This is a genomic window from Cellulosilyticum sp. ST5 (assembly GCF_046529625.1).
Classification (GTDB): Bacteria; Bacillota; Clostridia; order Lachnospirales; family Cellulosilyticaceae; genus Cellulosilyticum; species Cellulosilyticum lentocellum.
In genome coordinates this window covers 4,290,477-4,317,337 of sequence record NZ_CP132338.1, presented here as the reverse complement: position 1 = coordinate 4,317,337, position 26,861 = coordinate 4,290,477, and the positions used below count along the sequence as shown (strand labels likewise).

General features: G+C 33.8%; 21 protein-coding genes. 4 read left to right on the top strand and 17 right to left on the bottom strand.

Translation table 11 applies throughout. From position 1 onward, the window contains the following. Positions 1-14 precede the first annotated feature (14 nt). From cls to QTL86_RS20820, 3 genes are all read right to left on the bottom strand, one after another. Positions 15-1,550: a cardiolipin synthase gene (cls, locus tag QTL86_RS20830; protein ID WP_127064693.1), complete on the bottom strand. Its 1,536-nt coding sequence runs from the start codon at positions 1,548-1,550 to the stop codon at positions 15-17. Between the two features lie 19 nt (positions 1,551-1,569). Beyond that, positions 1,570-2,391, bottom strand: coding sequence for an alpha/beta hydrolase (locus tag QTL86_RS20825; protein WP_013658802.1), 822 nt, complete (start codon positions 2,389-2,391; stop codon positions 1,570-1,572). Positions 2,392-2,477: 86 nt separating this feature from the next. Further along, positions 2,478-3,467, bottom strand: a complete 990-nt coding sequence (locus QTL86_RS20820) for a S8 family peptidase (protein ID WP_013658803.1) — start codon at positions 3,465-3,467, stop codon at positions 2,478-2,480. Positions 3,468-3,649: 182 nt separating this feature from the next. Between QTL86_RS20820 and argC the strand changes: the two genes are divergently transcribed. Further along, positions 3,650-4,621, top strand: coding sequence for an N-acetyl-gamma-glutamyl-phosphate reductase (gene argC, locus QTL86_RS20815; RefSeq protein WP_013658804.1), 972 nt, complete (start codon positions 3,650-3,652; stop codon positions 4,619-4,621). 137 nt (positions 4,622-4,758) lie between these two features. On the opposite strand, the gene QTL86_RS20810 is transcribed toward argC, so the two are convergent. Then, the gene (locus tag QTL86_RS20810) at positions 4,759-6,483 is read right to left on the bottom strand and encodes a glycoside hydrolase family 13 protein (protein WP_127064694.1); all 1,725 of its coding nucleotides are present in this window, start codon (positions 6,481-6,483) and stop codon (positions 4,759-4,761) included. Positions 6,484-6,681: 198 nt separating this feature from the next. Between QTL86_RS20810 and QTL86_RS20805 the strand changes: the two genes are divergently transcribed. Beyond that, entirely contained in the window at positions 6,682-7,353 is a 672-nt protein-coding gene (locus QTL86_RS20805) for an AraC family transcriptional regulator (RefSeq protein ID WP_127064695.1), read from the top strand. Between the two features lie 185 nt (positions 7,354-7,538). Here the strand turns inward: QTL86_RS20805 and QTL86_RS20800 are convergent, their stop codons facing one another. From QTL86_RS20800 to QTL86_RS20780, 5 genes are all read right to left on the bottom strand, one after another. Then, a complete protein-coding gene (locus QTL86_RS20800) occupies positions 7,539-7,802 on the bottom strand; it encodes a hypothetical protein (protein ID WP_127064696.1) in 264 nt (87 codons plus the stop codon). A 115-nt stretch (positions 7,803-7,917) separates the two neighbouring features. Beyond that, positions 7,918-8,199 carry a DUF1294 domain-containing protein gene (locus QTL86_RS20795; protein WP_127064697.1) on the bottom strand — a complete coding sequence of 94 codons (282 nt, stop codon included), beginning with the start codon at positions 8,197-8,199 and terminating at the stop codon, positions 7,918-7,920. Between the two features lie 259 nt (positions 8,200-8,458). Continuing rightward, positions 8,459-9,403: a sugar kinase gene (locus tag QTL86_RS20790; protein ID WP_127064698.1), complete on the bottom strand. Its 945-nt coding sequence runs from the start codon at positions 9,401-9,403 to the stop codon at positions 8,459-8,461. Positions 9,404-9,757: 354 nt separating this feature from the next. Next, on the bottom strand, positions 9,758-10,783 hold the full coding sequence (locus QTL86_RS20785) for a sugar kinase (protein ID WP_013658810.1): 1,026 nt from the start codon (positions 10,781-10,783) through the stop codon (positions 9,758-9,760). 269 nt (positions 10,784-11,052) lie between these two features. After that, on the bottom strand, positions 11,053-12,015 hold the full coding sequence (locus QTL86_RS20780) for a bifunctional 4-hydroxy-2-oxoglutarate aldolase/2-dehydro-3-deoxy-phosphogluconate aldolase (protein WP_127064700.1): 963 nt from the start codon (positions 12,013-12,015) through the stop codon (positions 11,053-11,055). A gap of 365 nt (positions 12,016-12,380) precedes the next feature. Here QTL86_RS20780 and QTL86_RS20775 point away from each other — a divergent pair, with 365 nt between their 5' ends. Continuing rightward, positions 12,381-13,034, top strand: coding sequence for a transcriptional regulator (locus QTL86_RS20775; RefSeq protein WP_127064701.1), 654 nt, complete (start codon positions 12,381-12,383; stop codon positions 13,032-13,034). Between the two features lie 74 nt (positions 13,035-13,108). Here QTL86_RS20775 and QTL86_RS20770 read toward each other — a convergent pair whose 3' ends face one another. The 8 genes from QTL86_RS20770 to QTL86_RS20735 all read right to left on the bottom strand — a co-directional run bounded on the left by QTL86_RS20770 (position 13,109) and on the right by QTL86_RS20735 (position 23,774). After that, on the bottom strand, positions 13,109-13,636 hold the full coding sequence (locus QTL86_RS20770) for an NUDIX domain-containing protein (protein WP_127064702.1): 528 nt from the start codon (positions 13,634-13,636) through the stop codon (positions 13,109-13,111). Positions 13,637-13,978: 342 nt separating this feature from the next. Next, positions 13,979-16,156, bottom strand: coding sequence for a histidine kinase dimerization/phospho-acceptor domain-containing protein (locus tag QTL86_RS20765; RefSeq protein ID WP_410495951.1), 2,178 nt, complete (start codon positions 16,154-16,156; stop codon positions 13,979-13,981). Next, positions 16,125-16,823 carry a response regulator transcription factor gene (locus tag QTL86_RS20760; protein WP_013658815.1) on the bottom strand — a complete coding sequence of 233 codons (699 nt, stop codon included), beginning with the start codon at positions 16,821-16,823 and terminating at the stop codon, positions 16,125-16,127. The genes QTL86_RS20765 and QTL86_RS20760 overlap by 32 nt, the downstream gene beginning before the upstream one ends. Positions 16,824-17,336: 513 nt before the next feature. Continuing rightward, positions 17,337-18,911 carry a pectate lyase gene (pelA, locus tag QTL86_RS20755; RefSeq protein WP_127064704.1) on the bottom strand — a complete coding sequence of 525 codons (1,575 nt, stop codon included), beginning with the start codon at positions 18,909-18,911 and terminating at the stop codon, positions 17,337-17,339. A 204-nt stretch (positions 18,912-19,115) separates the two neighbouring features. Further along, complete coding sequence (locus tag QTL86_RS20750) at positions 19,116-19,475, bottom strand: hypothetical protein (RefSeq protein WP_127064705.1); 360 nt, start codon at positions 19,473-19,475, stop codon at positions 19,116-19,118. A 316-nt stretch (positions 19,476-19,791) separates the two neighbouring features. Continuing rightward, the gene (locus tag QTL86_RS20745) at positions 19,792-20,916 is read right to left on the bottom strand and encodes a YibE/F family protein (RefSeq protein WP_127064706.1); all 1,125 of its coding nucleotides are present in this window, start codon (positions 20,914-20,916) and stop codon (positions 19,792-19,794) included. Positions 20,917-21,024: 108 nt separating this feature from the next. Further along, the gene (locus tag QTL86_RS20740) at positions 21,025-22,548 is read right to left on the bottom strand and encodes an alkaline phosphatase (RefSeq protein ID WP_410495950.1); all 1,524 of its coding nucleotides are present in this window, start codon (positions 22,546-22,548) and stop codon (positions 21,025-21,027) included. A 101-nt stretch (positions 22,549-22,649) separates the two neighbouring features. Next, a complete protein-coding gene (locus QTL86_RS20735; protein WP_410495949.1) occupies positions 22,650-23,774 on the bottom strand; it encodes a GGDEF domain-containing protein in 1,125 nt (374 codons plus the stop codon). Between the two features lie 409 nt (positions 23,775-24,183). Between QTL86_RS20735 and adhE the strand changes: the two genes are divergently transcribed. Beyond that, positions 24,184-26,799 carry a bifunctional acetaldehyde-CoA/alcohol dehydrogenase gene (gene adhE, locus QTL86_RS20730; RefSeq protein ID WP_127064709.1) on the top strand — a complete coding sequence of 872 codons (2,616 nt, stop codon included), beginning with the start codon at positions 24,184-24,186 and terminating at the stop codon, positions 26,797-26,799. Positions 26,800-26,861: the final 62 nt, after the last annotated feature.

Genomic DNA, 26,861 nt, shown 5'->3' with positions numbered 1-26,861 from the left:
TTACCTGTTTTTTATTACATTAGTGGTGCAAATAAACGTAAAATGGAACGCATTAATCTAGTCCATATGCTAACGTTCTTACAATCCTCCAGTGTAATAGGTGTACAAATCTCTAACATCTTTAAATAATCATCTTTAACTTCAAAAACAGTTTTATTTTGATAAACCATAGTAGCACACTCAAAGTGTAAATATAAGCTTCTATAATCAAAATTAATACTACCCACTATAGCCACTTCATCATCTGAAACCACTGTTTTAGAATGAATAAAACCAGGCGTATATTCGTAGATTTTAATACCAGCTTCAATAAGCTGTTTATAATAAGCTCTTGTTACAATGTGCACATACCACTTATCTTCTTTATGCGGTGTTACAATTCTTATATCCACTCCACTTTTAGCAGCCAAACTTAAGGCTGTGACCATTTCATTATCTACAATTAAATACGGTGTACTGATATACACGTAATCCTTTGACTTATGTAGTAAATTCAGGTACACATTTTCACCTACTGTTTCACGGTCTAATGGACTATCACCATAGGGTTGCACATAACCATCAGATTCAAATGGCTCTGGGTGGTAGGTATGAGGCTTGAACATTTCATAATCATCATATTTATTGGTACTGAAATTCCATGTCTGCAAAAACATCATTGTAAGATTCCATACTGCATCTCCCTTGAGCATAATGGCTGCATCTTTCCAGTGACCAAATCTATCAATGGCATTGATATATTCATCTGCTAGATTAATACCTCCCATATATCCAATGTATCCATCAATAACCGTTATTTTTCTATGGTCTCGATTATTAAGAATAACATTAAGTACAGGCGCAAGAGGATTAAAGACAACACACTGAATGCCTTTCTTCCTTATTTTTTCCTCATACTTATAAGGTAAGGTTTGTAAGGAACCTATGTCATCATAAAGTATTCTAACATCAACACCTGCTTTTGCCTTTCTTTCTAGGATTTCTAGAACGGTATCCCACATCTTCCCTTCATGAATGATAAAGTACTCCATAAAAATAAAATGTTCTGCCTTCTCTAGTTCCTCTATAAGGCTATCAAAAAAACGTTCTCCGGGACTTAAGTATTTAGTAGTTGTATTTTGATGCACCGGGAAAAGTGCATAGTCTTTAATATACTTTGTTTGATTAGCAATTTGCTTATCTTTTCTCTCTAATTCCTCAATAATCTTAGGATCTTGCTTAAGCTGAGGCGCAGTACGATAGTAAATCACTTCTAAACGTTTCGTTAGCTTTTTACCCAATCTATTATTGCCAGCTAAAATATAAAAGAACCCACCAAACATAGGAAATAACATAATAGGAATGGCCCAAGCTAATTTATAAGATGGATTATCCTGTTTACTTACTAAATGAACTACTGCAACTGTACTAATCAATATCGAAATAGCATAGAAGTAAATAAAATAGTTACTTAATTTCCAAATAACCCCTATGATTAAAGCAAGCTGAAAAAGAATTAACAGCCCTACAATAACCATTCGACTAAAAATAAAATTTAATACTCTTCTCATCAAGCCTTTCTCCCACTCTTTAATCAAAAATAAATCTTATGGCCTTATCAATCCAATCACTAGATATATGAGTTTCTCCGTATTGCATTTCTCCTTGTACTAAGTGGTTGCCTAAAGATAGGCCGTGGCCACCTCTTCTATACACATGTAATTCCACTGGAACCTGTTCCTTAACTAATGCACTAGCAAAGAGTAAAGCGTTTTGAACAGGTACTGTCTCATCTTCATAAGTATGCCATATAAAACTTGGAGGCACATCTTTTGTAACTTGATTTTCTAATGATGCAAGCTCTAGCAGCTCTGCTTCTTTATTATTCCCTAATAAGTTGTCCATAGAACCTTGGTGAGTAAATTCTCCACTTGTAATTACTGGATAAGATAAGATAAGTTTATTAGGCTTTACTTTTTCACGATCAGTTCCAATATAGGATTCTAGAAAAGACTTATTCCAAAATGTACCTACGCTTGCACATAGATGTCCTCCAGCTGAAAAACCACATACAGCAATTTGATCTTTATCGATTTTCCATTCTTCTGCATGCTCTCTAATATAACCAATAGCCGTTAAAGCTTCACATAAAGCTTGTGGAAAACGTGCTGGTGCTGGGCTATAGTGTAAAACAAAAGCACATACGCCTTCTGTTAAAAATTTAAGTGCTATAGGTTCGCCCTCCCTTTCAGAGGTATATTCATAGCCACCTCCAGGCAGTATCAAGACCGCTGGGCGAATACGATATATTCCTTGTGCTTCATGCGTATCTGGAATATATGCTAATAGTCTTGCCGTATTTTCTGAAGCCCCTTCAGTTTTTATAGTAATATTTTTCTCAAAGTGTTTCATTTATCCACCTCTACTCATATAGTATTTATCGTTTCATTATAAAATATTTTGTCTTTATTTTATATTATCATTTTTACATAAAAATCTTATGTGCTCTTATCTGATTTGGAGGAATCTTTTTTACACTTTTCTATATCATTCAGTGTCTGATTATAACAATCACGTACTAAGTCTATTGCTGTTAGGAAAATGCAACCATTACCTACTTCCGCCGGTGTATAACCAAAATTAATTGTTCTTTTAATAAGTTGGGCATACATTTCACTTTCAGTTAGTTTCCTACCAAATTCTTTCTTACAATAGTTCATTAAAAGCGCTAGCGCCCCTGTTACATGAGGTACAGCCATGGAAGTACCAGACATCTTGGCATAAGTTCCATCTAGATAAGTAGACAAAATGCCTACTCCTGGTGCCACCAGATCCAAATGGCGCTCTCTCTTCATTTGTTTATTAAGGTTTCCATAATCTACAGAACCCACAGAAATACACTCATCATAATCTGCAGGATAAGATATCATAGGTAGACCATCCGCATTTTCGTTTGCTGCCGCACATACAACTAAAATATTATGTCTAATTGCTTCTCTAATAGCTTCATGAAGCATTTCATTATCTGCTTCTCCTCCTAGCGATAAAGAAATAATATCCACCTTAATCTTTATAGAATAATAAATTGCATTAATAATTGAGCTGTATCGAGCTATCCCTTTTTTATTACTGGCTTTTAAAATAATTAAACTAGCTTCTGGCGCCACTCCGACCACACCTGTCCCATTCATACTAGCAGCAATTGTGCCACATACGTGGGTACCATGACCATTATAATCCTTATATATATTTGCATTTCCTTCATCCTCCTCTGTAAAATTTCTTCCACCAATAATCCTATCCTTTAACTCTATATGTTCTGTATCACACCCCGTGTCTATAACAGCAATAGTAACTCCTCGTCCTTTTTCTCCCTGTTCCCATAGCTTTGAGGCCCCTATCAAATCTACTCCTTTAGGTAATTTATATACTTCTTTTTGAACTTCTATCAACTGATAATTAGCGAGTTTCATTGTAGAATCTGACATTTAAATGTACCTCCTTCCCTATCTATATTATATTATGAAGCTTATTTATGGTTTGTACCTTAAAAAGAGTTTAGAAATAGTAGTTTTACTTTTTCGAATATTTTTCATTGAAATAGTTTATTTTTTAATATATAATGAATAAATATTATATATTTTAAATTTTTATTCATAAGGAGGATGCTATGGATACTCAAAAGTTTAATGTTTATGTGGATGGGCAAGCTGGTACAACTGGCCTTAAGATAAATGAACGTTTAAAACTTCACCCCTATATTAATATTCTTAAGATTGATGAAGATAAAAGAAAAGACCCAGCTGCTCGTAAAGAAATGATTAACGCTGCTGATATCGTTTTTCTATGCCTTCCTGATGCTGCTTCTATAGAAGCAGTCTCAATGATTGACCCTGCTAACACACGCACTAAAGTCATTGATGCTAGTACAGCTCACCGTACTCATCCAGAATGGACCTACGGTATTCCTGAATTAAGCGCCCAGGCAAGAGAAGCAATTAGTCATTCTACACGTACTACTGTGGCTGGCTGCTATGCGAGTGCTTTTATCTTACCTCTATATCCACTAGTGCAATCTGGCATCATTCCTGCAGATTATCCCATCTCTTCTCATGGTATATCTGGCTATAGTGGTGCTGGCAAGTCAGCTATATTAGAATATACTGACCCTCACAGAGATGAGCTTTACCCTACCTATGGTACACCTAGACATTATGCTTTAGGACTTCATCATAAACATGTACCAGAAATGCAGCAAAAAGTAGGATTAACCTATCCACCTATTTTCTCACCTATTATTGCTGATTACTATCAAGGGTTAGCTGTAGCTACTCAAATTCATACAAGACTACTAGGTAAAAAAGTGACTCCACTTGATGTACATACTTACTTGGCTAAGCACTATGAAGGCCAAAATTTTGTAAAGGTAATGCCTTTTAACCCTTCACAATGTTTAGATGAAAATTTCTATAATCCAGTTGCATGTAACGGCACAAATAATGCGGAAATCTTTGTTTTCGGTAATGATGAGCAAATCTTGCTCCTTACGCGTTTAGACAACCTCGGTAAAGGTGCTTCTGGCGCTGCTGTTCAAAACATGAATATTATGCTTGGTTTAGATGAAACGATATCACTCATCTAATACTATGGGGACAGGTCTTAAAAGCAATTTTTAAGACCTGTCCCCATATTTAATTATCTCGTCATATTTAGTTATTTGAAGAACCGTCCCCATTTGTTTGTCCCTTTTTATTCTTAAGAACCGTCCCCATAGTAAAATCATATAAGTTTGATTATCTGGGCTGTCATTGGAGTTAAAGTAATGGTTGAAGCTAGTTTAACTTCCTTATCTGTGAAAAGGTCTATTCCTTTTAATGATTTTGGCAATCTTACTTGCTCATGGTCATCACTATTATTTAAAAGAACTAGAATGCTCTCTGAGCCTGTATTTCTTGTAAAACCTAGACAGTTATTTTCACAAAGGATAGTTTTATAATCTCCTGTCTGAAGTGCTGCATGTGTTTTTCTAAGTCTAATCATTTGTTTGTAAAAGCTTAGAAGCTCTTGATCTTGCTTCTTAGGATCCCACTCCATACACTTTCTACATTCTGGATCATCTCCGCCATTTAAACCAATTTCATCTCCGTAGTAAATATAGGGTACGCCAATGTAAGTAAATTGAAAGGCAAGCATAAGAAGCATACGTTTTTTATTATCACTTGCTTCTGTTAAAAATCGTTTTGTATCGTGACTATCACAAAGGTTCCAGAGTTGCCTTGTAATACTCTCCATATAAATCGCTCTATTTTCTGCCAGAACATGATCAAAGCGTTCTACACTAATACTTCTTCTAGCAAAGAAATCTGTTACTGCCCATTTGAAAGGATAATTCATGATACCGTCTAGCTGATCTCCCTTTAGAAAAGAAGCTGCTTCATGCATAATTTCGCCTATGACAATGGCATCCTTTTTAACGGATTTAACTACCTTTCTAAATGCTTTCCAAAACTCATGATCTACTTCATCACAAACATCTAATCTCCAACCATCTATATCCACTTCTTCTATCCAGTATTTAGCTACTTTCAATAGGTAAGCTTCTACTTCAGGATTATGTATTTGAAACTTAGGCATTTTTTTATGGCAAGCTCCAAAGGTGTAATAATTAACTTTTTCTTGATCAATAGGTAAGTTATCTATATGGTACCAGTCTTTGTAAGGTGAATCCTCTCCCTTTTCTATAACGTCTTTAAATGCAAAGAAGTCATCTCCAGAATGATTAAACACTGCATCAAAAACAATTTTCATACCACGCTCATGGCACTTTCTCACAAGCTCTTTAGCAATTTCTACATCCCCAAACTGAGGATCAATCTTATAATAATCTTTAGTATTGTACTTATGATTTGAATTAGATTCAAAGATAGGCGTTAAATATAAGAGATTAACCCCTAAATCCTCTAGATAATCCAAATGATTGATAATGCCTCTTAAATCTCCACCAAACATAGTTCTAAGTCCAACCTTGCTGCCCCAAGGTAAGGTATTTTCCGGATTAATTGTTTCATCTCCGTTATCAAAGCGATCTACAAAGATTTGATACACAACAGCTTGTTGCAACCATTCTTCCTCCTTATATAAGTCCCCTTCACAAATATAGGCATACTGAAATGGTGTTAAGTATTCAAAAGAGCTGACCTCTTCTTGACCACGCTCATCTAAGAAGACTATTTTCTCTTGTGTATCTATAAGCTCAAAGAAATATTTATATCTATTTCTAAAGCAAGAGATGTCTACATTCCAAAAATCAAAGAGTTCTGTACTTGTATAAAGTTCTAGAGGTTTCTTTTTAAATTCACCATTATCATCGTAACGGTCTCTAAAGTATACATTACACGCTTTTAAGTCGCCTCTAGCTGCTCTTAAACGAAGTGCTAAAGTATCTTTATTTTTGCCATAGGCATAAGGTATATCTGTTGTATGGTAAATAGCATATTTATTCATTTCTTTTCCCCCGATTGGTTTGAATTTGATTTGATTATAACAAAGTAACCTTTGTATTTTTGTTTATAATTTATATAATTTGTTTCTTTTTCATTTAACTTAAAAGATGTATACTAAAAATAACTTATATTGAAATAGCGATTGGTTTAATAAAATTAACTTTATGAAAAAGAACATACCAAGTAAAGGACGAGAATTATGCGAGAAATATTTGTTTCTGACGACTATTTTTTTAATCTAGAGGTTTCTCTTATTATGGAGACAAGAGATAAAGAGAAATTGTTAAAGCTAGTCAAACAAAAGCATAGCTGGGAAATCCAAGACAACTTATCTGCTTCGACTAAACGTAACGACCTACTCATATGGAATGTCTTGTACACTCAGGAAATCATTAAAAATGGTGTATCCAAACAATATCTTCATCCTGTTTATAATAAGTACTATAAGTCTATTCAACTACTTTCCTCTCTAGCTGAGCTTCAAGATATCGAGTGTAAAATGATTCATTCCTACTTTGATATTCTCACTCACTCTTTAGAAGCTGCTGGACATACCATGGTTAATAAAATGATTAGTTATCTCTATCTACATATTGAAGACAAAATTATCTTATCCGATATGGCTGCTGCCGTTAATCTTTCTATAGGCTATATGTGCCAGTGTTTTAAAGAGGCTTTGGGCATGTCTATCATGAATTATAATAAAAAGATTAAAATAGAACGCGCACAGGTTTTACTAACAGGTACAGACTATAGTATTTTAGAAATTGCTACTTTATTAGGTTTTTGTGACCAAAGTAACTTCTGCAAGGCTTTCAAACAAATTACTGGAATGTCCCCTTCTAAGTATCGCTCCTTAGACTGCAAATAACCTATAGGCTTATTTTAGACGTTTCGTAAAAATAATAGGCATAGCCTTTAAATGTTTATACATTAATGGCTATGCCTATTATTTGTTTGCTAATTTTTATTTATTTTAGTGTTTTATAGACTACCTTATTTAGTTTATTCTCATATCATCTTGACTTCGCCAATTAAGCATACTCCAATAATACACTATTTGTGTTTCATTTTATTCTCAAGATTTCCTATGCCTTGCATTGTTTTATCAATAGCTTTTTCAGCACCTTTTTTCATAGCTTTTACGCCTGCAGTTGCTTTTTGGCTAAGATATTCACTTCCTGCAATGGCTTTGTGTCCTAAGTCTTCAATGCTACCTAACGCTTTGTGACCTAGATCCTCAGCATCATCCATTACATGATGAGCCATGTTTTGTACATCTTGTTTGTATTTTTCGAATGTATCTTTTTTATCTTGCATCAAAATCACCTCTTGTAGGTATTATTTGCTACTTATGATTTTGTATACATATAATTTTAATAAAACTAATCATTCGCTTTTTAAACGCCTTTATTTTAAGAACCGTCCCTACTTGCTACCCATTAAGAACCGTCCCCAAATAAAATGCTGCTATAAGTTGTAAAAGAAGAATGGCTGGCATGCCGTATTTAAAATACCAATGCTTTGTTTTATGTCTGAATTTCTTCATGCCAGCTATACTGCCGATACTTCCTCCTAGAATAGCTACTGTAAATAAAGCTTTTTCTGAAATGCGATATTCTCCTTTTTTTGCTTTTTGTTTATCTGACCACATCGTTACATAGCCTAAAATATTCACTAATAGGAGATATCCTAGTAAAATTAATATGTTATTCATGACTTTTCCTCTCTTGTCTTTTAGTTGTACTGCTTTATCTTGATTTGTAATTTAAATAACTCTTCTTTCTACTAATATAAGTTTAGTTAGAATTATCCCCTTTTGTCAACTAAGCTATTTTTGCACGGCAAAAGTCTCTTTATTTTAGAATAAGATCTTCTAAAATAAAGAGACTTCACATAGATTACTAATTTAAATGTTACTACTCCTATATGTTTAAGAGACTCTTTATGATTTACCCTGTCGAAAAGTAAAAGTATTATAAAGATTTTTTCTCCATAAACCCAAATAGCTGTTCTCTTGTTGGTAGACCTTCATTGTCTCCCTTATGCATAACTTGAAGTGCACCAATAGCATTAGCTCTGTCTGCACATTCGCGTACATCTTTATTTTCTAAAAGCCCACTGATGAAACCAACAGCAAAACCATCTCCTGCGCCTACTGTATCGATTACTTTTTCAACGTGGTAACCATCTATGTATGCTTCCTCTGTTTGAGTCTTTACGTATGCACCTTTTGGTCCCATCTTAATAACTACATTTTTTACACCATGGCTTAAATAGAAATCTGCAATATCTTTTTCATGATCAAAGCCAGTTAAGATTTTCCCTTCTGAAATACCAGGAAGTACTGTATCACATCTAAATGCAATTTTATTAATAGTAGCTACCATGTCAGTTGAATCTTTCCATAAGCTTGGTCTTAAGTTTGGATCAAATGAAGTTGTTAAACCATTATTTTTTGCTTTCTCTATAAGGTAAAGTAGTGTGGCTCTTGAAATATCTGAAATAGCTGGGAAAATACCTGTTAAATGGAAGTGATTGAAACCACACATATCAATTTCATCTACATCATCCACTTTTAAATTAGAAGCCGCAGAACCATTACGATAGTAAGCTACATCTGGATCTCCAACTGAAGTTTTCCCTTTAAGTTGGAATGCTGTTGGGTAATGATCGTCAAAACAGATAAAACTTGTATCAATGCCTTCACCTTTTAAGAAATCAATTAAGTATTTGCCGAATGGGTCCCTCCCTAATTTAGTAATGTAACATACTTCATGTTCAAGTCTTTTTAGACCTATGGCTACATTCATTTCAGCTCCTGCTGCTGATCTTGTAAAACTTGTTACTGTATCTAAAGTGCCTTCTGTTTCTGCAATAAATAATGCCATAGGTTCCCCTACTAAAATTACTTTTGACATTTTACGTCCTCCTATTTTTTTATATTGGTAATAGTTTATAGTCCACTAGCTTTTATATTTAGGTACGATGATGTCTACTCCTTAAATATCTTCCAAACATGTTTGTTACTATAAAAATTATTCCATTCGCCCACGATTTTGTTTCATTTAATGTAACATTGTCTATTAATTGTCAAAAAAAATACGACTAAAGCCACATTTCATTTTTCTGTGTGTTTTAATCGTCTTTCATAATTAGGGTGCATAATAAGGGTATGCACCCTAATTCTTTAGGAGTGTCTCTATATGGTACTGTTAGTATAGAGACCTTAGTGCATTGCACTAAGATAAGGGGTAATATGTTTCGCTAATAACTTATCTTTGAACACGTCCAGAACCGTCTCCACCAGCAAGAGATTGAACTTCTGCTACTGATACGCGATTGAAGTCGCCTTCGATTGTGTGTTTTAAACATGAAGCTGCAACTGCAAATTCGATTGCTGCTTGTGGTTCATAGTTGTTAACTAATGAGTAGATGAGACCACCGCCAAATGAATCTCCTCCACCTACACGGTCAACAATACGTACAGCATATTTTTTAGAGAAGAAGTAATCTTCGCCATTGTATAACATTGCTGCCCAATTGTTATCACTAGCTGAGATTGACTCTCTAAGAGTAATTGCTACATATTCAAATCCAAATCTATCTTTAAGTTGTTTAGCTACATCTTTATAACCATCATGGTTAACTTCACCTTTTGTTACGTCAGTGTTTGCTGCGTGAATACCGAATACGTCTGCTGCATCTTCTTCGTTAGCAATACATACATCTACATATTCCATAAGTCCAGCCATTACTTGACCAGCTTTTTCTCTAGTCCATAGTTTTTTTCTGTAGTTAAGGTCACAGCTTACTTTGATGCCTTTAGCTTTAGCTGCTTTACATGCTTCTAAACAGATAGCTGCTGCATTGTCACCTAATGCTGGTGTGATACCTGTAAAGTGGAACCATGTCGCACCTTCAAAGATTTCATCCCAGTTGAAATCAGCTGTTGTTGCTTCCATAATTGCAGAGTGATTTCTGTCATAAATTACTTTTGAAGGTCTTTGAGAAGCACCTTTTTCTAAGAAGTAAATACCGATTCTTTCTCCACCACGAGCGATATGTTTTGTTTCTACACCGTATCTACGAAGGTCATTGATAGCTGCTTGACCGATTTCGTGTGCTGGTAATTTTGTAACGAATTCTGCATCTACACCATAGTTAGCAAGAGAAACTGCTACGTTAGCTTCTCCACCGCCGTATGTAGCTTGGAATTGATCTACTTGATTAAATCTTAAATATCCGTTTGGTGCAAGTCTTAACATAATTTCGCCGAAAGTTACTACTTTATTGTTCATGGTTCATTCTCCTATTTTATTGAATTAAAATTTATTGATTAAGTTTACTCATACTATAGCCGCTTCTCCTTAGAGTCCAATAGCTAAGAATCACTTTTTATAGTACTAGTACTTTATCTAGTCTTAGTTGTCATTGTTAGTGAGTTAATTAACAGTGTTTAGATAAGTTAAAAGACTCTTTGTTGTTAGTCACGTCTTTTATAATTTGTGTTTTAATTAAGTGTTTTAATTAAGCATTTTAAATTGCTTGTTTATGTTTTAGAAAGCTATTATTTTTGTAATAAATGAATAGCAAATCCACCGATTTCTTCTTCTAAGTAAATAGCTGCAAGTTTATCTTTTGCGTTATATTTAGCTGACTCTTCATTGATTTTAACACCTTTTGCTTTAAGGTAAGCTACTGCTCTTTCAATGTAGTTTGTTTTATATGCAATATGACCTTTTGCGCCAAGGTATGGTGATTTCATAACTTCAATACCTTTACCAGCAAAGATTGAGCTATTACCTTCTTTGATTGATGTATTGAATAAACCATCGAAACCAGCTGCGATTTCTGAAGCTGCTGCTTCTGATTCTGCATTGATACCAACGTGTGCAAGCTCAAAGCCTAACATTTGTGTTACAGCTTCTCTTGTCATTTCTGTGATTTTATCAAATTCACCTGCTGCTACTAAGCTTGGATCTACCATCCAGCTACCACCACAAGCGATGATTCTATCAAATGATAAGTAATCATTAAGATTTTTAGCATTGATTCCACCAGTAGGCATGAATTTCATGTTTGTGTATGGACCAGCCATTGATTTAATAAGTTTAATACCACCAACTGCTTCAGCTGGGAAGATTTTTACAACATTAAGACCAAGCTCGATAGCTTGCTCGATATCTGAAGGATTAGCACAACCTGGTGTAACAGGGATACCTTTATCTACACAGTATTTCACTACTTTTGGATTAAGTCCTGGACTTACGATAAATTTAGCACCAGCTTCTACTGCTTCATCAACTTGCTCAGTTGTAAGAACTGTACCTGCTCCAATTAACATTTCTGGGAAATCTTTTGCCATAATGCTAATAGCTTCTTTTGCACATGCTGTTCTGAATGTTACTTCAGCAACTGGAAGACCTCCATCACATAATGCTTTCGCAAGTGGTTTTGCTTCTTCAATTTTATTAATTACTACTACTGGCACAATACCATATGCACCAATTTGTTCAAGAACGTTACTCATTACCCCTGCCTCCTTGTAGACTCCTAAATTATTTTGTTCAATTAAGTTAAATCTAACTATTTTGATTATAATCAAATTATATATTATTATTTTTTATATGTATAGTTATTTTAACACTTTTTTTAAGACGTATGTTGGCGATTTATATAAACTTTGATATAAATTGCTACGTATTCGTCACGATTCTAATATTTTATTTTATATTTCTTACTTATTTTTATTTATTTTAAAAATCATCCTTAATAATTTGCTTATTATTCTTTATTTAATGTATTATTATTTTTAGACAAAATCATACTTTTTTATTTATTTGTGCACCAATTATGCTATACTTATGGTTATAAATCATACTATAGGGGGTAACTATGCAAACCATTTATGATAATATTGAGATGTTTACAAGTATCTTAGATTTATTAGAAAATCATCTTGGTACTAGCTGTGAGATCGTACTTCATGACAATACTAAAGAATATGAACATAGCATAGTAGATATTCGTAATGGCTATATTACAGGCCGCAAGATTGGTGATTGTGGTGGTAACTGGGGCTTAGAGGTACTGAGCAAGATGACCTCTGATACACACATCTATAATAAAATAGTACATATGAGAAATGGTAAAATTATTCGTGGCTCCTCTATGTTTATACAAGATGATGCTGGAACAAATATTGGTGCCATTTGTATCAACATGGATATTACAGATACACTTAAATGTGAAGAATACCTTAAACAGTTCAATAGATATTCTACACCATCACCTTCTTCCAATGAGCTTTTCACCACAGATGTTAATCAGCTCATGGACAATCTTCTTACCCAATGTGAAAACATGTTTGAAAAGTCAATGAATCATCTTAATAAAGATGAGAAAATGCAAATTATTCGCTTCTTAGATAGTAAGGGAGCCTTCCTTATTACTAAATCTGGGGATCGTGTTTGTGAATTCTTAAACATCTCTAAATTTACCCTATATAACTACTTAGAGATCACAAGACAAGGTACGGAAAATGAGTAAAAAAACAAAAAAAGGAATAGCCCTAATAATATTATTAGTCTATTCCTTTTTTGTATAAGCAAATACATATAATGTTAGCATTCAGGTACAACACCTGATTCTTTGAGTCTTCTTAAGGCTAAGGTTTCTCTATAAACCCAAGGATTAATCTGTGTACCCTTTTGTGTGAGGATTGCCTCATTTTTTGCAATAACCTCATCTAATTCTATCCATCTTGGTTCAAATTCTTGTTCTTCTTCGTATTTGTCTAAATGTTGTTTTGTTTTATTAGTTTTTACATCACAAAAATAATAATAAGAAGTCATCTCGAATATCCCAGAAGTATCAAATTGATTAGGATTTCTTTGAACGATAATGCCCGCACGTTCTCCCATTCCTTCTATAATATATCCAGTTTCCTCGATTACTTCTCTGCGCAGGGCTTCTTCGTGGCTTTCTTGCCTTTTGATGCCCCCACCAGGAAATTTATAATCGCCTTTATTCGTGTGTACCATGAGTATCTTATTATCTTTTAAAACAATGGCTCTGACAGCCTGCCTTGTTGTTATTTTTATATTTCTATTTTTAATTTTTTGTATACCTAATATCTCATCAATGATCATAGACTCCTCCTTATCTCTTTTTGTCGTCTATTTCTTTATATTTAATATGCCTAACTGTTCAATGTTTTATCAATAAATATATATTCCTTATTTTGCTATGTACGACTAGCTTTGTTTATATTCCCGAATATTTTATTTTATATTATCACATTTCACAAAGGATTAATAGTTTATTGTTCATATTATTATACTCAAAAATAATTTTTATCATAAAATCATGATATTTTATTTCCTAGAGCATCAAAGAATACAAGAAAAGAAAGCCCTGTAACATTTTTTTCTGTACCGGGCTTTCTTATTATTTACTCTGTCTCTAATCTATGTCTCTTACAAATCCCTCTGCTATTTTTTATTTAACGAAACAGTATCTTTGATAGCAGGTATTTTTACTTCTACTTTAAACAAGTCCCCATCTATACTAATAGCCATTTGTCCTCCTTGCAGGTGCATAAGGCTTTGAGCTATAGCTAATCCCAAACCTGATCCTTCTGTGGTTCTAGAAGCATCCCCTCTTACAAAACGTTCTGTTAATTCCTGAGGATCAATATTAAGTGCTTCTTTTGAAATATTTTTAATAATAAATGTCCCATACTCCTCTTCGTTTAATACTTCAATATAAGCTCTTGTATGTGGCATTGCATATTTACTTACATTAGAAAGCAGATTTTCTACTACTCGCCACATATGCCTGCTATCACCTAACACCTTAGCTGGCTGAACCCCTCTTGTAATCAGTTGCAAGCCTTGTGCCTCTAATCTATCTGTATATTCTCCCAAAGCTTGAAGTACAAGTTCATCTAGCATAAAAGGTTCTAATTTAGCTTCTACATTTCCAGTCACTGCCTTAGAGGCATCTACCAAATCCTCTACCAGCTGTTTTAATCTATTACTTCTTTCATCTAAAACACCTATATACTCCTTAGCCGTTTCGTTATTAATATCTTCTCCCTTTAATAAATCGATGTAGCTAATAATAGAGGTTAAAGGTGTTTTTAAGTCATGTGAGACATTAGTAATAAGCTCTGCTTTTAAGCGTTCACTTTTCACTGACTGAGCTACTGCTTTTTCAAGACCTGTCCCCATGGTATTAACTGTATCTGCTAACTCTACTAATACAGGAAGAGACTTTTCTAATTGAATCTTATAATCTAAATCACCATCTGCAATAGCCTTGGTTCCTTCAAGAATGCGTCTATAATCAAAAACGATCTTAGCTAATCCTAATAACAAAACGAGACTCCAAGCAATCATCAAAATAATGAGAATAGCAGCTGAGTCTAAAGCTAAAGAAGCAATGAAGATCAAGAGGAATACACCTGCGTTAATACCAACAAGTACAAATACAGCTACCATTAACATACGCTTAGTCATTAAGTATTCCTTTAAAAGCTTCGTTACCCTAATAATCCCTATATATTCCTTTATACTCTTGTTCTTAATATGCTTAATTAAACTACTTACTACAGCTAACCCCACTCCCACGTAAGTACTACTTAAAATAAATACCAATCCAGCTACTACTAAACTTTGAGGGACGGTTCTTGTTCCTACATAAGGAAGGCAACTAAATAGATCAAACGACCTATTAATGCCATCTATTAATATACAAAAAATAAGTGTACTTATTCCTAGTCCTATAAGCTGGAACTCAAATGGTATCTTGTCAAAGCCATTAATTCTAATACCTTCTTTTCTAGCGCTTCTTCCTACTGCTACAAACCAATAGATAATTAACAAAACACCTATTAATGCAGTAAAAGCAATCATTTGATAGGTAACTGACTTAAGCTGCTGAGCTTTTTCAAAATTTTGCTCGTAGGTATAAAATACATCTCCTAGTTCAAGTGGTTGTTTAAGGGCTACATAAACCTCATATTGGCCTTCATCCTCAAATCCTTCACCTCTATAATAATCATAGTGAGTTACTGAATGATCGCCGTATACCCCATATATATTCGTATCATAGTCATAATCTCCATATTTTCCATAACTCATCAAAGCGTTACTTCCATTATTAATATAATGACCATCACCCACTAAGTATACTTCTCTATGAGTTAAATCCTGGAGTATTTTCTCTTCACCAATAGAAGTATCCATATTAGTAATCACCACATTATCTTTTAGGCTTTTAGCATAAAAGTCCACATTAATATTACTTTTACCGGTAGCACTCTCTATACTCATTAGATAATCTTTTCGGTCTTTCATAATTTTTTGCTGAGCTTCTTCATCAGTTAGTGTACCACCATGAGCTTCTTTGTACTTCTGAATATCTTCTACCGTTATATTGCTTATAATCTCTGGCTTTCTGTAACGTACAATATAGTCTCTTACATAACCTGCCTTTTGAATAAAGGCTTCATTAAAATAATACGTATTATAAATACTATCTTGACTCGGTATTACTTGACTGTTAAAAAAACTAAACAGTGCCAAAAACCCTACTAAGAAAAATCCTAGAACAGCAATAGTCTTAAGCCAGCTACTATAAATTAATTTTTTCCACCAGGTATCCACTACCCCACACCACCTTTATATACTTTGGTTCTTTGGGATTAATCTCAATTTTTTCTCTTAGTCTACGGATATGAACCGCCACCGTATTCTCTGGTGCAAAAGGGGTATCGTGCCATACGTTTTCATAGATTTGGTGCATCGATAAGACCTGCCCCATATTAATCATGAGATATTGCAAAATTTTGTATTCTGTAGGGGTTAGGCGTACTAGCTCCCCATCTACATAAACCGTATTGGCACCTGTATCCATGCACAAGCCACCTGTCATTAAAAGCTGTGGTGTTTGCTGCATGGCTCCAAGTTTAGTATAACGCCTTAGCTGAGACCTTACCCTCGCTAGAAGCTCAAAGGTATTAAAGGGTTTTGTAATATAATCATCTGCCCCTAAATTAAGTCCTGCTATTTTATCCGTATCTTCACTTTTAGCTGATAAGATGATAATAGGAATATTTTTTTCCTGCCTTATTTTTAGCGTAGCTGATAAACCATCTAGCTGAGGCATCATAATATCCATTAATATAAGATGAACCTCTTGTTTTTCTATAGCCTCTAGAGCCTCTACGCCGTTGTAAGCTTTTAATGTGCGATAGCCTTCCTTCTGTAAATGAAGGACTATCGAGTTAACAATAAGCTTATCATCATCACAAACTAATACGGTATACGTCATACGCTTTTCCCACCTTCTATATATTCTTATGTTTATTATAACTGAGATTAGCCTCCTTTATAAATAGATTATAATAAAGTGATATTACAAAGGGCTAAATAGGTTTCTTACAATTTCTTAAGAATGTGCTTATAGGGTAAAAGATTCATTATTAAAGATGCGTTATTGAGGAAATGAGAGGAGATGACTACCTTCCGTCGCTCCTCTCATTTCTATCAACTATATGGCATCAATATGCTTCATCTAATAGTCCCTTTCTTGCGAAATTCTATATCATAGTATCTATACACATCTTAAGCTCAATTACTTAAGTGAACGCTACAATTTCACTTTGCTTAGTCATATGGGCAAATGCTATGTAAATTATTGTCTAGAAAAATAAAAGTACAATTATTTTAATGGAATATGGTCCGTTAAAGTAATTGTACTTTTTTATGCATGATTAAATAATATAATTGGGGGGACCAATTTATTATGTATGCATCCTATTTTCTTCTCTATCTTGTTTAAGTATTATTTTTCTACGGCTTTAAGCCATTCATTGTATTGTGTTTTTACTTCATCTTTTAAGTAAGAGCCATACCAGCTGTATTTATTTCTTCTTTCATAAGAAATGTCTTCCATGCTGTATTTTACAACACTATCTCTACCAGAGAATACTGGTTTAAAGGCACTATCAATTTCATAGAAACGTGCCCAGATAGTTGATTTTGGATCATCTACAAGTACACGATTTGAACCAAATTCAAGGCTATAGTCTGTGATAGTTGTCATTTTCTTGCCTTCGATTTTAACTTTATCAAGCCATGCCATACCTGCTTTAACTGCTTCAACTACTTCTTTGCTTGGATCTTCAAGTCTCATTAAGAATTGCATTACTCTTACACTTTCTTGTGTAGCAATAGATGGAATTTCATAAGCTCTACCGAAAGTAGGCTCAAGTGTTACTTCATCGTATTGAGAAGCCCATGCTGTTTTTACACCATCTACTTCAATTTGTAAATCTAAAATACATTGAATACCTTTATCAATACATTTTTGAACTTCTGGAATTTTATCAGCGTATTCTTTTGTTACAAATTCATATCCTGGATCTGCTTGTACTACATCAAGTAAGAGTTCAAGTACATTTGCCATAGCATTATCATTAATAGTGATATTCTTAAAGTAACCTGTAGCTACTGGGAAGTATTGTGCCCAACCACCATTATCATATTGACCATCTACTAAGTAATTAAGGCCTTTCATAAAGCTTTCTGCATATTTTTTATTGCCTGTAGCTGTATATACTTTAGCTAAGTATCTCATTTGAGTAATCGTTGCATCATTATCAATTGTAGATTTAAGAAGTGTAGCTGATTGGTCTTTAATTGACTGTGTCATATCTACAGCATCTACTACCTTCATCCAACCACCATTGCTGTTTTGGAAAGCAACAATATTATCTGCTACTTTTTTAGCTGTTGTGCTGCCATATTCGCTGTCCTTTTTATTAAGTAAAGCGCCGAATGTCCAGTCTCCACCTGTTTTAAGATCCTCTCCTCCTTGTCTTGGTGTCATAATACAAGTAGCCACTAAACGACATCTTTTGCTATCCCAACTTACATTAGCATCTAAGCTTTCAAAAACGAATTTAACTGGTAAGTAAAGTGTCTTACCTCCATCTTCATTTGTTACAAGCTCTGGTGCGTAAGGTGCTTTTAATGTTTTATTATCAAGTTTAGCTTCTGTCTCTCCTACCTTCATGGTAAGTGTTGTATCATTAAGCTTCATTTTGATTTCGCCTGTTTTTTCATTATAACTATAAGTAGCAGCAAGTTTTTCAAATATATCTCTTAAAGGTGCCATCATTGTATCAGCACTTGATTTGCCATCTTTCATGATAGGTTTTAAAAGATACCCATAATCTAATTCATGGAATGCACCATTAACGGAAAAGTTTGGTTCTGTCTCAATAATAGCTACTGTTTTTACTAATAATTCTTTAAAACTAATGTTATCTGCATATAGAGGTGTTGTTACCGCTCCTGCTGTCATTGTCATTGCTAGCATAAGCATACAAGCTTTTCTTTTAAGTCCTAATTTCATAAGTTGTTCCTCCCATTTACTCGTGATACATTGATTATATATTAATATTATCTAAGCATCTGTACATTTTTTGATTATTTTAGTGCATTTTCTACATTTTTTGATATTGTCTACTTATCTTTCTTGAACTGCCTTTTTTATACTCTCCTAATCTTAGTAAAATAGCGTCATTACACTTAATAGTGTAATGACGCTATAATAGTCTTATCTTTTATTTTTTATATACTTCTTAAGTTTTCTATTAACAAGATCTAATAATTCTCCAATCATTAAAAACATAAACAAACCAGGGTATTTAAAGAATGCATAAATGAATATTCCGATCTGAGAAAACGTTAACACAAAAATAACAAATACCATTTTTCCCGAAACCTTTTCTGGATCTACATTCCCCACATACTCATCTAGCTCTTCATCATATTGAAAAGATATCAATCTTTCCAGAATAAAAAATACAAAAAATAATTCACTTCCTCTACCAAAGGTTACTATATACATCACATAAATAATGATATATGTCAGCATTATTATCTCTATGGGAAATCTATTTTCTGCTTCTTTCATTTGCTTCTCCTATTTCTATCCTACATTTATTTATTCTAAAAAATAATTATAAAACTTCTATATGTAATTTATATTAACATACTTATCCCGATTATTCACATTTTCTTCATCAACAAATTATCCACATTTTTCAACAACTTTTTTACGGCTATTTATTAATTTTATTTATACTTATCCACACTTTTATGTAATCTATCAACATTTTGTGAATAACTTTTTTGTTATTGGGGATTATAATTATTTTTTATTAAATTTTAATAGGAGTACTATAACCTAATTGTTATAGTACTCCTATTAATAGATTTTATTCTCCATTTTAATGCTTTTTATATCTCAAACTACAAATGAAAGCCGTAATAGGAGATACAATGACAAGGCCTAAACACCCTACTAAAGTATGCAATATCTCTGAAGCCATTGATTGTCCATTAAGAATACTTACCATAGGGGTACCTTGTGCCATATAAACCATCATTATTGTTATAAAACTTCCCATATAAGCTAATAACAGCGTGGTTGTTTGTGAACCCACTACAGAGCGTCCAATGTTTAAACCTGACAATAAAATCTCTTTTCTCGAAATAGTAGGTTTTTTATCCACTACTTCTTCTATAGCTGCCGAAATATCTACAGATAAATCCACTAGGGCCCCCGAGCAAGATAAATAAATAGCAGCTTGATAAATCTTAGTTAGGTCTAAGTGTTGATATCCTGAATATAATAAGGATTCTGACCACGGCATTACACCGCCATGGATTCTAAATAAGTTACCAAAAGCAATCGCCATTAAACAGGTCATTATAGAGGCAATACTCATGCCTAATATAGCGCAGTAGGCTTTCTCTGTAAAACCAGCTACTAATAATAATGTAATAACAGCCATAGTCACTCCTATAATGAGCCCTAGAACCATAGGATTATAACCATTTAATAAACCAGGCACTAATACCTTCCACATACATAAAAGGCTAACAACAAAAGAAATAATCGTTCTTACCCCAGTTTTGCCTGAAAATAAAATAAGGGCCCCCATAAATAAGAAAACTAATAACCACTCTAAATTCAAACGGTAATAATCTAATACATTAGCATCTAACACCTGACCATCTTCTGTTTTTTCTATAAGTGCTAGTGCTTTATCCCCTTTTACAAATAGTTTATCAACCTCTAATCTACCTGATAATAAGTTGGCTGCTTCGATCTGACTTCCTTTAAAGGTTCCCTCTAATACCTCTACAAGACATACTTGACTTCCTAATTTTAAAATCCCACTATTATAAATACCACTTTCATTGGTCTCTAAAATCTTTACCTTTACATGCTCTGCATTGGTATAAATTTGCTTTTCAAAACCGGTTGGTAACATTAATAAAATAATAATTACCACTATGCACACTAAGGAAAAAATGACTTCTTTATCTCTCATTTTCTGTAACAGCATTCTAATTTCCTCTTTCTAGCTAAAAATAGAGTGCCTTACTAAAATCGGTGTTCACCTCATTTCAGCAAGGCACTTATCATATGAAAGGTTTGCTACACTTGTGAATCTCTATTTTAATTCACAAAGAGCAACTAACTTATTGAAAATGTCTGTATTATCATAAGCACCACTAAAGAGTTCAGCACCTTCACCCATTGCATAAACTGGAACAGGTACACCTGTATGTGCGTAAGAGGTCCAACCAATACCTGCTTTATTATTTAAGATATGTGTGAGTGTCACAGTAAGTGGCTCATAGCCACCATATAAAATGCCTGTTTCTTGATTATTAGTACGCTCACTGCTATCTTTCATAGTTTGAGCAAAGGCATCTTTTAATTTGTTATATTCATACTCAGTTAACACTAATGCTGAATCCTTAGCTGATGCAGCATTACTTGGGCTCACCAAACCAAAGTGCTTTTTAATAAGAGGAAGTACGTCTTCGATTTTGGCCTTATCTGCTGTAGTTCCTTTTTTGTATTCTGCAAGTAATTCATCAAAAGCTACATAACTCATATCCTGATTAGCTAAGAGGTTAAATGCCGTATTATAGCCTGTTATAGAATATCCAATGGTCATACCACCTGTTTCATGATCCCCTGTTACAATAATAAGTGTTTCCTCTGGATGCTTTTTAGCAAAATCAACTGCTACCCCAATAGCTTCATCTAATGCAATGACATCTTGAATATTAGATCTGGCATCATTAGCATGACCCGCCCAGTCAATCTTACCTCCTTCTACCATCATGAAGAAACCATCTTCATTATTTAAAACATCAATTCCTTTTTCAACAAAATCCTTTAATCTAATACTATCCTTACTAGCATCTAAGTCATAGCTCATAGCCTGTGAGTCTTGAAGCTCTGGATTAATAGCATATACTTTGCCTGACTCACTATTAAGTGAAAGAATTTCTTCCTTTGTATCTACAATGTTGTATCCTTTCTCTTTAATAATTTCAAATGCGCTTTTTTGATCACCATTTTTACCATTTGGCTGTACTAATGAACCACCCGCAAAATAGTCAAAATTACTATCTGCTAACTGAAGTGCGATATCATACATATCCTTTCTAGATACTGCATGTGCATAAAAAGCTGCTGGTGTTGCATGATCTATAGATACACTACTTACTATCCCTATTTTATATCCTTCTTTTTTAAGCTTTTCTGTAATACTTTCTGGTTTGGTTTGCTTATCTGCATTGTAACCAATTACACCACTATGTGTTTTAACACCGCTAGAAATAGCTGTTGCTGTAGAAGCTGAATCTGGTGCGAAAGATGTAGAGTCTTGGGTTGTAGCTGATCCACATACTGGAAACTGGGATACTGCTAGCTTGCCTAAGTTAATACCACCTTTTTCAGTTACACCTTTATAGATTTGCGCAGAATTAACTTGTACATAAGACATACCATCCCCAATAAAGTTAAATATGTATTTGGGTTTTTTGTAAGTTTGCTCTTTAGCACTTTGTACAATATTAGTCGTATTAGCTCTAGCTGGCACTGCAATCGTCCCCACTGCTGTGATACCTACAAGGGCTGTACATAAAATAGCTGCAAAAATCTTCTTTGAAAGTTTCATTCTTATTTCCCCTTTACTATTTGCTTTATTTCATGCGTTTAGTATAAAAGGGGGATATTAAATCGGAGTTTGTTCTTTATTAGATTTAAGTTAACTCCTTGTTAAATCCTTCTTCTTTTCTTTTTTTCCTTTTGAGTATACATCATACTGTCTACATACTTTAAAAATTCTTCTACACATTTATAATCACTATTGTAACTATCCATGCCATAACTAAACTTCAAGTCATAGACTTTACCGCTACTAGCATTATAAGCTTTTACCCGTTCTTTAAATCTTTCCATGTATTTTATCATCTGTTTCTTATTTTGCTGCTCACTTAAAATAAGGAATTCATCCCCACCCATTCTAAAAATACGGTGCTTATAAGGAAAACTACCTCTTAGAATTTGAGAGAAACTTTTCAGAGCCTCATCACCTTCTTGATGCCCATATCGATCATTAATTATCTTAAAATCGTCCAGATCTATATTAATAGCTGTTAAAGTTAATTTTTGTTTCTTTGCTAATTTGGAAGTGTAGCTTAAATAACTTTGTTTATTTTCCATCATTGTGAGTGCATCATATTGAAGCCCATCTATAATGTTAAAAACATATGCACAAACTAATAAACCACCTACTGTACTCCATATCGTTAAATAATCTTCACAAACAACTTGAACTACCACAACCAAAGTGATGATAGTAAAATACATTAACCCCATGATGTACTTATAAGCCGTCAATCTTTTGTGATAGCGCCAGATAAGTAAAATGCCATAACCTAAATAAAATAGGGTAATTGTAGGAACTATCCAAAATAACTGACCTCTTATATAATCATTTTCCAAACTTACAGTTGCAATCCAGCCTGTCCTTATATTAATGAGGGTTAAAACAAAAAGGATAATAGCCGGTACGTAAATCCATCTATTACATTTTATTTTCGCTCGCAGGGCCTTTTGTAACCAACATTCAAAATATAACACCCCCAAAAGTAAAAATACTGGCACTATAATAAATCCTAATATATTAACTATTAGATGAAGTATCCTAAAAGTAGATAAATTCTTTGTATTAAAAATAACACTCCCTATCTCTAATAACATTATAAGTATATCAAGCCCTATTAAATACATAAACAATCTATTAATCAGCTCCGATTTATCTAGTCTAAAAAAAGCATGTGCAATAATAATGCCTAAAATAAGTGATACTACAATATTAGTTTGTACTTGCCAAAACATATCGTTATAACCCCTCCCTCTTATAGTCTATATTAACACACAATTATCTGAATTCTTAAAGATTATGTAAATTTTTTTCACTTTTATTATCTATTTATTATTCATATTGACAATACTTTTTTGATGCCCAATTATCTTTGTTTATTTTTTTGTTTGATATTTAACAATTACTTTTTGTTTCTTTAAAAAATTATGTGCTAAATCCCAACGTTTTACCTGTTTATATTTATCAATAGTTTATAATTTTACAACAATCAATAAATTGACAAAGCTACAATGTCATGTTAACATCACAATATATTCACAATACATTAACAAGTTTTATTATTTTTTGTGTTTTATATTGTTAAAAATATAACAATATATCTTCACTCACTATTATACAATCACATTAAAGGAGGCTATTAAAATGTCTGAAAACAAGAAAGTTAAAGAAGAAGCACCTGTAGTTGATGCTGTAAAAATGGTAGACGAATTAGTTCAAAAAGCGAAGGTTGCTCTTGATGAGTACATGAAACTCGATCAAGCACAAGTTGACGAAATTACTAAAGCTATGGCTCTTGCTGGTTTATCCGCTCAAATGAAACTTGCTAAGATGGCAGTTGAAGAAACAGGCCGTGGTATTTTTGAAGATAAAGTTACAAAGAATATCTTTGCAACAGAGTATATTTATCACAGTATTAAACATGAAAAAACTGTAGGTGTTATTGAAGATAACGAAGATGAAGGTTACATCGAAATTGCTGAACCAGTAGGTATCGTAGCTGGTGTTACACCAACCACAAACCCAACTTCTACAACAATGTTCAAAGCTATCACATGTGCTAAAACACGTAATCCAATTATCTTTGGTTTCCACCCAGCTGCTCAAAACTGTTCTCGTGAAGCTGCTATCATCGTAAGAGATGCTGCTATCAAAGCTGGAGCACCTGAAAACTGTGTTCAATGGATTGATGTACCATCTATCGAAGCTACAAATGCTCTTATGAATCATCCTGATGTAGCAACTGTACTTGCAACTGGTGGTTCTGCAATGGTTAAAGCTGCTTATTCTACTGGTAAACCAGCTCTTGGTGTTGGTCCTGGTAACGTACCTGCTTTCATTGAAAAAACAGCTAATCTTGAACAATCACTTACAGACCTTATCCTTTCTAAATCATTTGATAATGGTATGATTTGTGCATCTGAACAAGCTGCTATCATTGAAGCTCCAGTTTATGATCAAGCTGTTGCTTTCATGAAAAAACAAGGCTGCTACTTTGCTACTAAAGAAGAAATTAAAAAACTTGAACCAGTTGTTATCGACCCAGTTCGTATGATGGCAGGTCCAGCTATCGTTGGTAAATATCCATATGAAATTGCAGCTCTTGCTGGTATTACTATTCCAAAAGAAACTAAAGTAATCTGCTGTGAAATTGATGGTGTTGGTGAAGCTTACCCACTTTCAAGAGAAAAACTTTCTCCAGTACTTGCTGTTGTTAAAGCAAAAGACGTTGAAGATGGTATCGTAAAAGCTGAAACAATGGTTGAACTCGGTGGTCTTGGACATACAGCAGTTATCCATACAACAAATAATGACCTTATTGATGAATATGGTAAACGTCTTAAAGCTTGCCGTATCATTGTAAACTCTCCATCAGCATTCGGTGGTATCGGTGATGTTTACAACTCACTTATGCCTTCACTTACACTTGGCTGTGGTTCTTACGGACATAACTCTACATCATCAAACGTTACAGCTCAAAACTTAATCAATAAGAAAAGGGTGGCTAAGAGACGCGTGAATATGCAATGGTTTAAAATTCCAGAAAAAATCTACTTCGAAGCAGGTTCAGTACAATATTTAGCAAAAATGCCAGACATCTCTCGTGCAATGATCGTAGCTGACCCAATGATGGTTAAACTTGGTTATGTTGATAAATTAACTTACCAATTAAATAAAAATTTAAATAAAGTAGCTATTGAAATCTTTAGCGAAGTTGAACCAGATCCAGACTTAGTAACAGTTAAAAAAGGTACAGCTGTTATGAATTCATTCCAACCAGACGTTATTATCGCTCTTGGTGGTGGTTCTGCAATGGATGCTGCTAAAGCTATGTGGTTATTCTATGAACACCCAGAAGCTGACTTCATCGGTATGGCTCAAAAATTCATGGATATTAGAAAACGTGTTTACAAATTCCCTAAACTTGGTAAAAAAGCAAAAATGGTTTCTATTCCAACAACATCAGGTACAGGTTCAGAAGTAACATCTTTCGCTGTAATCTCTGATAAATCTAAGAATATGAAATACCCACTTGCTGACTATGAATTAACACCAGATGTAGCTATCATTGACCCAGAATTTGTTATGTCAGTTCCAGCAAGCCCAACAGCAGACACAGGTCTTGACGTTCTTACACACGCTATCGAAGCTTACGTATCCGTTTTAGCTTCTGACTATACAGACGCTCTTGCACTTCACGCTATTAAACTTGTATTTGAATACTTACCACGTTCATACAAAAACGGTGCTAAAGACCCAGAAGCAAGAGAAAAAATGCACAATGCATCATGTATCGCAGGTATGGCATTTACAAATGCATTCCTTGGTATTAACCACTCACTTGCTCATAAACTTGGTGGTGAATTCCATATCGCTCATGGTCGTGCAAATGCAATTCTTCTTCCACACGTTATTGCTTACAATGGTGAAACTAACCCATCTAAATTTATGGCATTCCCTAAATACGGTAAGTTCATCGCTCCACAAAGATATCAAGACATTGCTAAAATGTTAGGTCTTAAAGCTTCTACTCCAGAAGAAGGTGTTGCATCACTTGTTAAAGCAGTTAAAGACTTAATGAAAGAAGTTAACATCCCATTCACACTTAAAGAAATGAATGTAGATGAAAAAGAATTCTTAGCTAAAATTTCAGATCTTTCTTACAAAGCTTTCGAAGATCAATGTACAACAGCTAATCCTAGACTTCCAAAAGTAACAGAACTTGAAGAGCTTTACAAAAAAGCTTACTACGGTAAATAGTCATTTTATTTTACTCCACCTAAAAATAAAAGAAGAGGACACTAGTCAAACGGCTAGTGTCC